Here is a 9,239-nt window from a genome sequence, read left to right as displayed (position 1 = left end):
TCAGCACTTCACCCGCTTCTGCTCGCGATCCACCGCGGCTTTGACGCCGGCCGACGCTCGCGGATATTTGCGGCCGACCTCGCCGAAGGCGGCGCAGGCGGCCTCCTTCTCCTTCAGCGCCGCCAGCGACTGGCCGAGCCGCAGCAGAGCATCCGGCGCCTTGGCCGATTTGTCGTATTTGGTGGTGACGGCGAGGAAGGCTTCCGCGGAGTCGCGATATTGCTGGCGCTGATAGTAGCTCTCGCCGAGCCAGTATTGCGCGTCGCCGAGCAGCGGGTCGCTGGGATATTTCTGCGCAAAATTCTTCATGGTCTGCTCAGCAAGCGCGTAGTCCTTGCGCTGCATGTAGCCGATGCCGAGGTCGAACTCGTCGCGCGGCGTTGCCGACGGCGGCAGCGTCGTCAGGCCAGGGCCGGCGGCTGCGGGCGGGTAGCCCTGTTGGGCCGGCGGATAGCCGGGCTGGGCTGCCGGCGGCACGCCTTGCTGATAGCGCGGGCTGGTGTTGGCGAGATCGAGCGGCTCGCCGGCGTTGCGCCCGCCGGGCGCGCCGACCTGACCACCGCCCGCCGGCATCGGCTGCTGTCCGCCGCCGAGCGCGCGCGGCGCGCCGGGGGCGTTCGGGTTCTGGCTCGGGTCGAAGGAATCGCCGCGGCGGCGCGTGCCGGGGGCGCCGGGCGCCGGCTGCTCCTGGATGATCGGCGCGGGCGCGGCGATCTGCGGCTGCTCGTAATTCGGCTGCACGGCCTGCTGCTGCTGGCGATAAGACGGCGCGACTTGTGCGGGCGGCACGGCGGCGGCATTGGGCTGGCCCTGTCCGGGCGCGGCCTGCGCACCGCCTTCGAGCGCCCGCAGGCGGTCCTCGAGCTGGCGGTTGCGGTATTGCAGCTCTTCGTTCTGGCCGGTGAGCTGGCGCAGCTGGTTCTCCAGCCGCTCGATCCGCATCTCGGGATCATCGTCCGACTGCGCCAGAACAGGCGAGCAGAAAGAGAGCAGCGCGGCGATGGCCACGGTGCCGGTAAAGACCTTGGATCTGGATGACATCTTGCCCTGACGACGAAAGCGAAATGGTCTGCGACGGAACCTTCGACGCGCCACACATCGGAAGGCACTACGCCAAAAATGTGACTGGCACCACGGGGTTTCTGTCACAGATCGCTGAACGAAACCGGCGCCCGAGAGGGCGCCGGCATCATCGATTCCTGAAGATGAACGGCGCCTGACCGAAGTGTCAGGGACCTGACTGGACGTCAGGAGCTCGCGTTCAGCACGGTCACAGCACGACGGTTCTGCGACCAGCAGGAGATGTCGTTACAGACGGCCACCGGCCGCTCCTTGCCGTAGGAGATCGTGCGCATGCGGTTGGCATCGATGCCGCGCGAGGCGAGGAACGAACGCACCGACTGGGCGCGGCGGGCGCCGAGCGCGATGTTGTATTCGCGGGTGCCGCGCTCGTCGGCGTGACCTTCGATGGTGAAGGAGTAGCGCGGATAGGACTGGAGCCACTGCGCCTGCTTCTCCAGGGTCACGATCGCCTGCGGGGTGAGATCGGTCTGGTCGCTCTCGAAGAACACGCGGTCGCCCACGTTCACCACGAAGTCCTGCTGGCTGCCGGGGGTTGCCACGCTTCCGTTGGCGTCCAGGGCCGAGTTCTGCTTGGCGCAAGCGCCCATCGATAGTGCGATGGCGACCACCGCGGCCAGCTTCAATCCCTGGAGGATACGCATAGGATTAGTCATTCCGGAGCCTCCACGCTCACGTTCGTCCACTGCTGTCCGGTCTACAGGGGGTTGGTTAAGCGAACGTTCCGTCAACCTTGACGGAACCTTGCCTCAGCCGGTCAAATGCCCCCAACCCGCGAAAAGCAACCGTGATGGTTAATGGGTTGTAAATGTGGCGCGAGGGTGAAGGCAAGCCGCGCTAGCCGGCAAAAACGCTGGCGTTGCTTGAATTTTGGGCCTGAGCGCGGAGAATCCCGAGAGCGCCTTCAGCGCGGCATGGGCGCCTCGATCAGGCGAGCGCGGCTTCCGCCACCAGCACCGGCCGCTGCGGGACCTGACGCTGGCCACCGCGCCCGAACAGCATCCGCCGCTCGAAGGCGGTGGAGCGCATGATCGGATAGCGTTCGAACACCTTCTTGCGGAAGGTCGGGAAATCGGCCGCCATCAAGCCGAACGGTTTGGTGAGACCGGGCACGAGCCGGGGCTCGGCGATGGTCTCGTGCAGGAACACCCGCCTGTAGAACGCCTGATGCTCGGGACGCACGATGGCAAGGCCGAGATCGGCATTGAAATGCTCGCACGCCATGTAGGCGAGCCGGGTCGTCAGATAGGGCAATTCCGGAACCCGCTTGACCTGGTCGGGATCGGCGACAAAGCGGGTCGGATCGATCATGACCTCGCCGCGATCGAGCCGCGGCAGCAGGATCTCGGGGAAGACGTCGGCCGACGTGGACTCGCGCCATTCGGAGGTCAGCACGCTGATGCGCACCGAGCTGCAGAGCTGGCCACGGAGATAGACGCCGAAGGTCCATGCGTTCGGCAGTTCGTCGTAGCGGTCGGTGACGCGCGCTGCCGCCGAGTCCTTGACGGCGCCTTCGCGCAGATAGGCGCGGTAGCGGAGATTGTAGATCTCCTCCTTCTCGGCGTCCGTCTCCGCAAGATGATAATCGACGTCGGTCAGGAGCTCCGCACCCCGTCCAACAGCCGAAATGATCGCTCTGGCTGAGGACTGCATTCCCAACTCCTTACGCACCACCGCTCACCACATACGCGCGAGGACAACTTACGCGCGTGGTGATTTATTAACAGCTTCTTAACAACGAAGCAAAGCAATCGAACGGTTAGGGTTAACCCCCGTAGCACTACGGTGGCCAGCAACAGACTGAAACGACAGGGAAATTTTGGAAGCGGAGCTTAGACTATTTTGCAGCGTGCTTTGCGAAAGTCGAAGGCAGGCTCGGCGCACGATCCCGGCCGACGGGTGCCGGCGCGCCGTGCCCCAAAAACGCCGCTGGCGAAGCGCCGCCATGCTCTCCTTCCCTCTCCCTTGCCGATGTTTCATCGCTGCGCTCAGGATGAATTCCGAACCAGGCGACATAAAGCGACGGCAGGAACAGCAGCGTCAGCAGCGTGCCGACGATGATGCCGCCCATCATGGCGTAGGCCATCGGGCCCCAGAAGATCTCCCGCGCGATCGGAATGAGCGCGAGGCTCGCGGCAGCGGCCGTCAGCAGGATCGGACGCATGCGGTGCTCGGTTGCTTCCACCACGGCATCCCAGGCCGGCCTGCCCTCCTTCTTCAGATCCTCGATCTGCACAATCAGGATCACGGAGTTGCGTACCAGGATGCCGATGAGGGCCAGCACGCCGAGGATGGCGACGAAGCCCAGTGGCGCACCGCTCGGCAGCATGGCCATGACGACGCCGATCAGCGCGAGTGGCGCGACCGCGAAAACCAGGAAGAGGCGCGAGAAGCTCTGCAGCTGCACCATCAGCACGGTCGCCATGACGAACAGCATCAGCGGCACCACCGCGATGATCGGCCCCTGGCTCTTGGCGCTCTCCTCCACCGAGCCGCCGATCTTGATCGTGTAACCCGCGGGCAGCTGCTTTGCAAAGTCCGCTACTTTCGGCGCGAGCTGGTCGACGACCGTCTTCGGCTGAACGTTGCTGACGACCGCGGCTTTCAAAGTGATGGTCGGAATCCTGGCGCGGCGCCAGATCGTAGGCTGCTCCAGCTCGTAGCGCAGATTGGCGACGGCGCCGAGCGGCACCGATTGGCCACCGAGACCGGTCAATTGGAGGTCGCGCAACGTGTCGATCGAGGCGCGCTCCGGCGCGGTCGCGCGTCCCGTGACGTTGACGAGATAGATACTGTCCCGCACCTGTGTGACCGGCGAGCCCTGGAGCACGGAGTTCAGCGTGGTGGCGATGTCTTCCGAGGTAACGCCGGGCTGGCGCGCCTTGTCCTGGAGCACGTCGACCTTGACGACGCGCGCGGGCTCCATCCAGTCGAACACCACGTTGCCGAGATCAGGACTGCTGCGAACGACGCCGGCAAGCTTCTGCGACAGGTCGCGAACCTCGGCGATATCGGGGCCACTCAGGCGATATTGCACCGGACGCCCCACGGGCGGGCCGACCTCGAGCAGCTTGACATAGGTGTCGGTGCCCGGGAACGTCTTCCTCAAATAATCCTCGAACTGCGACTTGAGCTTGTCGCGCGCGGCGATGCCGCCTTTGGTCACGATCACCTGCTGGCCGAACCAGGTATTGGCGGTCTGCAGGTCGAACGACAGCACGAAGCGCGGCGCGCCGGTGCCGACATAGGTGGACCAGTGCTGGACGGAGTCGTTTCCTTGCAGCTGCTCGCGCTCGAAGCGAGCCAACTGAGCGTTGGTGTCGGCGATCGAGGCGTTCTGCGGCAGGTTCCAGTCGATCACGAGCTCGGCGCGGTCCGATGATGGGAAGAACTGCTGCTGCACAAACTGCAATCCGAACAGGGCGAGCAGGAAGGCGCCGGCCGTGACGGCAACGGTGCTCCAGCGGTGATGCATGCAGAACAGCAGCAGGCGCGCGAACATTTGAGCCGTGCGGCCCTTCTGCTCGTGATGTCCCTTTATCCTGGCCGGCAGGATGGTGACGCCGAGCAGCGGCGTGAACAAGACGGCGACGACCCACGAGACGATCAGCGAGACCGCGATCACCACGAACAGGGTGAAGGTGAACTCGCCGGCGTTGCTGCTGTTGAGCCCGATCGGGATGAAGCCGGCCACGGTGACCAGTGTCCCTGTCAGCATCGGAAATGCGGTCGATGTATAGACATGGGTCGCCGCCTTTTCGAGGGGATCTCCGATCTCGAGCCGCGCCACCATCATTTCGACCGCGATCATGGCATCGTCGACCAAGAGACCAAGCGCGATGATTAAGGCTCCGAGCGAAATGCGTTGAAGCGAGATGCCGCAATAGGCCATCACGACGAAGGTGATCGCAAGCACGAGCGGAATGGCGATGGCGACCACGAGACCCGCTCGCATTCCCAGGCTCAGGAAGCTGATGCCGAGCACGATGATCACGGCCTCGAACAGCGCTTCGGTGAAGCCCGAAACGGCATGTTCAACCACGACCGGCTGGTCCGCAACGAGGTGCACTCCGACGCCGATCGGCAGGTCGGCGATGACCTTCGTCATCTCTTCCTTCAGGGCCTCGCCAAACTGGAGCAGGTTGGCGCCGGATTTCATGCCGATTGCGAGCGCGATGGCGGGCTGGCCGTTGTATCTGAAGAGGGTTGACGGCGGATCGACGTAGCCGCGCGTGACGGTCGCGACATCGGTCAGCGGGAAGAAGCGGTCGTTGATGCGAAGATTGACTGCCTTGAGGCTGGCCTCCGATGTGAACTGGCCGTTGACACGGACGCTGATCCGCTCCGGCCCCTCCTGGAACACGCCGGAGGGCGCCACCGCGTTCTGGCCCTGCAGCGAGTTCATGATGGCATGAACGTCGAGACCGAGCGCTGCGATCTTGCGGGTCGAAAATTCGAGATAAATCACCTCGTCCTGCGCGCCGAGAATGTCGACCTTGCCGACATCGGGCACGGTCAGCACCTTGGCGCGGATGTCCTCGACCTGATCGCGGAGCTGGCGCTGGCTCAAGCCATCACTGGCGAAGGCATAGACGTTGCCGAAGACGTCTCCGAAGCGGTCGTTGAAACCGGGTCCGATCACGCCTTGGGGAAAATCACCCCTGATGTCTGCGATCATGTTGCGGACGCGCACCCAGGTCGGCTTGACGTCGGCCGCCTTGGTCGAATCGCGCAAGTAGACGAAGACGGTGGCTTGGCCCGCGACCGTCACGCTCTTGGTGTAGTCGAGCGATTCCAGCTCCTCCAGCTTCTTCTCGATCCGGTCGGTGACCTGACGTGTCATCTCCTCGGGCGAGGCGCCCGGCCACTGCGCCTGGATCACCATGGTCTTGATGGTGAAGTCAGGATCCTCCTGCCGTCCCAGCTGGAGATAGGCAAACAGGCCGGCCACCATGAAGGCGATCATGAAATACCAGACGAGCGAACGATGGCCGAGCGCCCAGTCGGAGAGGTTGAACGACTTCATGGCTCTTGATCCTGTTCGAAGCGGACGTGCTGTCCCGGCTTGAGGCTGTGAATTCCGGCGGTGACGACGCGGGTGCCTGCGGCAAGTCCGCCGGTGACGCGGATACCCGCCGGTTCGGCGACGCCATCGATCTTCTGCAGCGAGACGGTGCCGGCGGACTGATCGACCACCCAGACAAAGTCGACGCCGTCTTTGGCGAGCACCGCTGATGCCGGCAGGCGCAGGACTTTGCTCTGGTCCTTGCCGAGCTTTGCCGTGACAGTCGCGCCAAGACGGAAGCTTTCGGGCGGGTTGTCGAGCGCAATCCGGACGCGTCGCAGCCGCGTCATCGCGTCGGCTTGCGGCGCGATTTCGCGAATCCTTCCCTCGACCTGAACGGCGGGGAGGAGTTGCAGGCTGACACTGAATGGGAGACCGACTTCGAGCGGCACGGGCAGGTCTTCCCCGATATCGACCACCGCCTCGCGAATGTCCGGGCGCGCGACCGTCACTACGGTTTGACCCGGCGAGACCACCTGGCCGACTTCCGCGCCGACGGCGGTGACGACGCCGCCGAAGTCGGCCTTGATCCGGGCATAGCCGAGCTGCTCGATGGCCTTGGTCAGGCTCGCCTGCTCCTGCGCAACGCTTGCTTCTGCGCCGGCGCGTGCCTGTTCGGCATTGTCCAGCGTCTGCCTGGTGGTCGCATCGCTGGTAATGAGCGTGCGTTGCCGCTCCTCCGTGGCCTTAGCCGTCGCAAGCTGCGCCTCGGCCTTCGCCAGCTGCGCCCTTGCCGCGCGAACGGCGAGATCGAGCGCAGTGGGATCGATCGTTCCGATGATTTGACCTTCCTTGACGAGGTCGCCGATATCGACCGGGCGCGAAGTCAGCCGTCCGAGCACGCGAAAGCCAAGGTTGGTCTTGTAGCGCGGCTCGACGACACCCACGGCAGCCGTGCTGTCACCGCTGTTCGGCTTGGTCACCATTGAGAGCACGGGGCGCACGGGCTCCGGCGCGTTCGTCTCCTGCTGGCAACCGGTGAGCAACGAGGCCGCCGCGAGCGTGCCGGCGATCAACATGACCTGTCGCTTCATGACCGGTCTCCTTCAAAGGTGACGGGCTGGCCGGCGCTCAGAAGCTTGCCGCCATCGATGACGACGCGCTCGCCGGACGCGAGGCCTGCCTTGATCAGCACCTGACCGGCTTCATAAGCGCCGACCGTGACGCGCTTCAGCGACGCTGTCTGCGTTTTGGGGTCGACGGTCCAGACGGCGGGCTTCTTGCCCGCAGCCATCAGGGCGCTCCACGGCAAAACGATCTCGTTCTGCGCCTTGGCCTTGATCGATCCTGCGACGGCGCTGCCCAGCATCATCGGGGGCGGCGGATTGTGGATGGACACCTTGACGCGGATCGTGGAGCTCTTCGCGTCGATAACAGGTGAAATCTCTCTCACCTCACCCGTCGCCGTCACGTTGGGATCGGAGACCAGCGCCAGCGTCACAGAGCGGCTGTCAGTCTGGCCAAGGAAGACGGATTCATAGACCTCGAAGACGGCATCACGCTCGCCATCCTGCGCAAGCGAGAACACGGGTTGCGCGGCCGGCACCACTTGGCCGACCTCGAGATTTCGCGCGGTAATGGCGCCATCGGCTTCAGCGCGCAGGACAGTATAGCCGAGCGCATCGCGCGAAGTCCCGAGCTGCGCCTTGGCTGCTTCCAGCACGCCCTCCACCGTTCGCAGACCTTCCTGTGCCTGGTCATAAGCGGTCCGGGTCGTGAAGCCGCTTGCGATCAGCGCTTTCTGCCGCTCGAACGTGGCTTTCGCCACGCGCAGCTGGGCTTCGGCGGAGGCCACTGCTGCGGTCGCGGCATCGACATCGGCCTGTTGCTCGGCGGGATCAAGCCGGGCCAGGACGTCGCCTTTGTTGACGTGAGCGCCGACGTCCACTGTGCGTGCAACCACACGTCCGCTGACGCGGAAAGAGAGATCGGCACGGAAGCGTGCCTGAACCTCTCCCGTCAGCGTGAGAGAGGCTTGCCGGTCCCGCGGCTGCACGACCGCGGTTCTGACCAGCGCGGCGCGCGTGGCCGTCTGCGGCGCGTGATCATTGCAGCCGCTCAGCGCAGTGCTGACGAGCGCGGTTGCCAGGACTAGCGCCTTCGCCGCACGTGGCCTTTGACGGGACGGATTGGAGCATTGATTTGTCATGACGCGTCCGTTGGATGAGAAAGCGACAACAGCGCGCCAAGCGCATCCGCGGATCGCAAAGACGCGTGCGTTGCGTCATTCGAAGCAATGGCTCTCGTGCGGCGCGGAGCCCTCATTTGGCGCGTCGCAATGGTCCAGTTCGCCCCCCGTTCGCGTTCGGTCAGCGGGAACGAGAGAACAATCGAGGTGAATTCGGCGCCGAAACCCTGCTCGATCCGGCCGCCGAGCGCCCTCGCGATATCCCTCGCAATTCGCAACTCGCGATCCGAGGCATCCCGGGCGGGGCGCGTTCCGTTGTCCAGGATCACGCAGTTCAGCAGCGCGCCGGTGCGCGTCAGCTTGATCTTGATCTGCCCGGCCCGCGCGTCGAAGCAGGCGTGCCGTGCCGCGTGCATCACGAGTTCATGGACGATGAGGCCCAGATGCCAGCAACGCTCCGGCTGGAGCGCGATGGACTGGGTCGCGAATGCCAGTTGAATCGTCATCCGGTCTAGCAGCGCGCGGCGCATGCCAGAGCCCAGCCTGCGGATGCAGGTCGCGGCATGGATCAGCGTGTCGCCCGTTGGCATGGCCAGCGCACGATGCACGTCGGCGTAGCCGTGCAGCAGCTCGACGACATCGCCGAGCGCACATTTGGCTTCCGTCCCCTCGACCCGGATGGCCGCGGCGGCGACAAGGTCGATGGCCAAGGCGACACCATTGGTGACCCTGCGATTCAGCTCGCGCAGCAGCACGCCTTCCTGCAAGCCGGACGGGGCTGGGCTCAAAACAGTCACGACATTCTCCTATTCGACGCGAATGAATCGGGGACGAACACCCCACCTTTGCGACCCCGATCTTTCGGGAGCACTCGCAAAGCCTACAAAGCGTTGTGGCCTGACGACTTAATAAACTATACCGTATATTTTCTTTTTCTTGCCTTTCTTCGTCCCCCGTGTCAAGTCG

Annotated in this window: 7 protein-coding genes; all 7 read right to left on the bottom strand. The window is 64.5% G+C overall.

Going from position 1 to position 9,239, the window contains the following annotated elements; genetic code table 11:
- The 7 genes from ybgF to B5V03_RS36210 all read right to left on the bottom strand — a co-directional run bounded on the left by ybgF (position 1) and on the right by B5V03_RS36210 (position 9,028).
- Entirely contained in the window at positions 1 to 1,041 is a 1,041-nt protein-coding gene (ybgF, locus tag B5V03_RS36240) for a tol-pal system protein YbgF (RefSeq protein ID WP_129275198.1), read from the bottom strand.
- Positions 1,042 to 1,247: 206 nt separating this feature from the next.
- Positions 1,248 to 1,736 carry a peptidoglycan-associated lipoprotein Pal gene (pal, locus tag B5V03_RS36235; protein ID WP_129275197.1) on the bottom strand — a complete coding sequence of 163 codons (489 nt, stop codon included), beginning with the start codon at positions 1,734 to 1,736 and terminating at the stop codon, positions 1,248 to 1,250.
- A gap of 271 nt (positions 1,737 to 2,007) precedes the next feature.
- Positions 2,008 to 2,733, bottom strand: coding sequence for an N-acyl amino acid synthase FeeM domain-containing protein (locus B5V03_RS36230; RefSeq protein ID WP_129275196.1), 726 nt, complete (start codon positions 2,731 to 2,733; stop codon positions 2,008 to 2,010).
- 184 nt (positions 2,734 to 2,917) lie between these two features.
- Positions 2,918 to 6,106 (bottom strand): efflux RND transporter permease subunit, encoded by a 3,189-nt coding sequence (locus tag B5V03_RS36225; protein ID WP_245502453.1) that lies wholly within the window; start codon positions 6,104 to 6,106, stop codon positions 2,918 to 2,920.
- A complete protein-coding gene (locus B5V03_RS36220) occupies positions 6,103 to 7,179 on the bottom strand; it encodes an efflux RND transporter periplasmic adaptor subunit (RefSeq protein ID WP_129275195.1) in 1,077 nt (358 codons plus the stop codon). The genes B5V03_RS36225 and B5V03_RS36220 overlap by 4 nt, the downstream gene beginning before the upstream one ends.
- On the bottom strand, positions 7,176 to 8,294 hold the full coding sequence (locus B5V03_RS36215) for an efflux RND transporter periplasmic adaptor subunit (protein WP_129275194.1): 1,119 nt from the start codon (positions 8,292 to 8,294) through the stop codon (positions 7,176 to 7,178). Before B5V03_RS36215 ends, B5V03_RS36220 begins: the two co-directional genes overlap by 4 nt.
- Positions 8,291 to 9,028: a sensor histidine kinase gene (locus tag B5V03_RS36210; protein WP_245502452.1), complete on the bottom strand. Its 738-nt coding sequence runs from the start codon at positions 9,026 to 9,028 to the stop codon at positions 8,291 to 8,293. Before B5V03_RS36210 ends, B5V03_RS36215 begins: the two co-directional genes overlap by 4 nt.
- Positions 9,029 to 9,239: the final 211 nt, after the last annotated feature.

The sequence above is a fragment of the Bradyrhizobium betae genome (assembly GCF_004123905.1).
Taxonomy (GTDB): domain Bacteria; phylum Pseudomonadota; class Alphaproteobacteria; order Rhizobiales; family Xanthobacteraceae; genus Bradyrhizobium; species Bradyrhizobium betae_A.
This window is presented reverse-complemented; position numbering and strand designations above follow the sequence as displayed.

What these genes read in the sequence shown, in the direction of transcription:
- ybgF (WP_129275198.1), bottom strand. Translation starts at nt 1,041, where the DNA reads ATGTCATCCAGATCCAAGGTCTTTACCGGCACCGTGGCCATCGCCGCG.
- pal (WP_129275197.1), bottom strand. Translation starts at nt 1,736, where the DNA reads ATGACTAATCCTATGCGTATCCTCCAGGGATTGAAGCTGGCCGCGGTG.
- B5V03_RS36230 (WP_129275196.1), bottom strand. Translation starts at nt 2,733, where the DNA reads ATGCAGTCCTCAGCCAGAGCGATCATTTCGGCTGTTGGACGGGGTGCG.
- B5V03_RS36225 (WP_245502453.1), bottom strand. Translation starts at nt 6,106, where the DNA reads ATGAAGTCGTTCAACCTCTCCGACTGGGCGCTCGGCCATCGTTCGCTC.
- B5V03_RS36220 (WP_129275195.1), bottom strand. Translation starts at nt 7,179, where the DNA reads ATGAAGCGACAGGTCATGTTGATCGCCGGCACGCTCGCGGCGGCCTCG.
- B5V03_RS36215 (WP_129275194.1), bottom strand. Translation starts at nt 8,294, where the DNA reads ATGACAAATCAATGCTCCAATCCGTCCCGTCAAAGGCCACGTGCGGCG.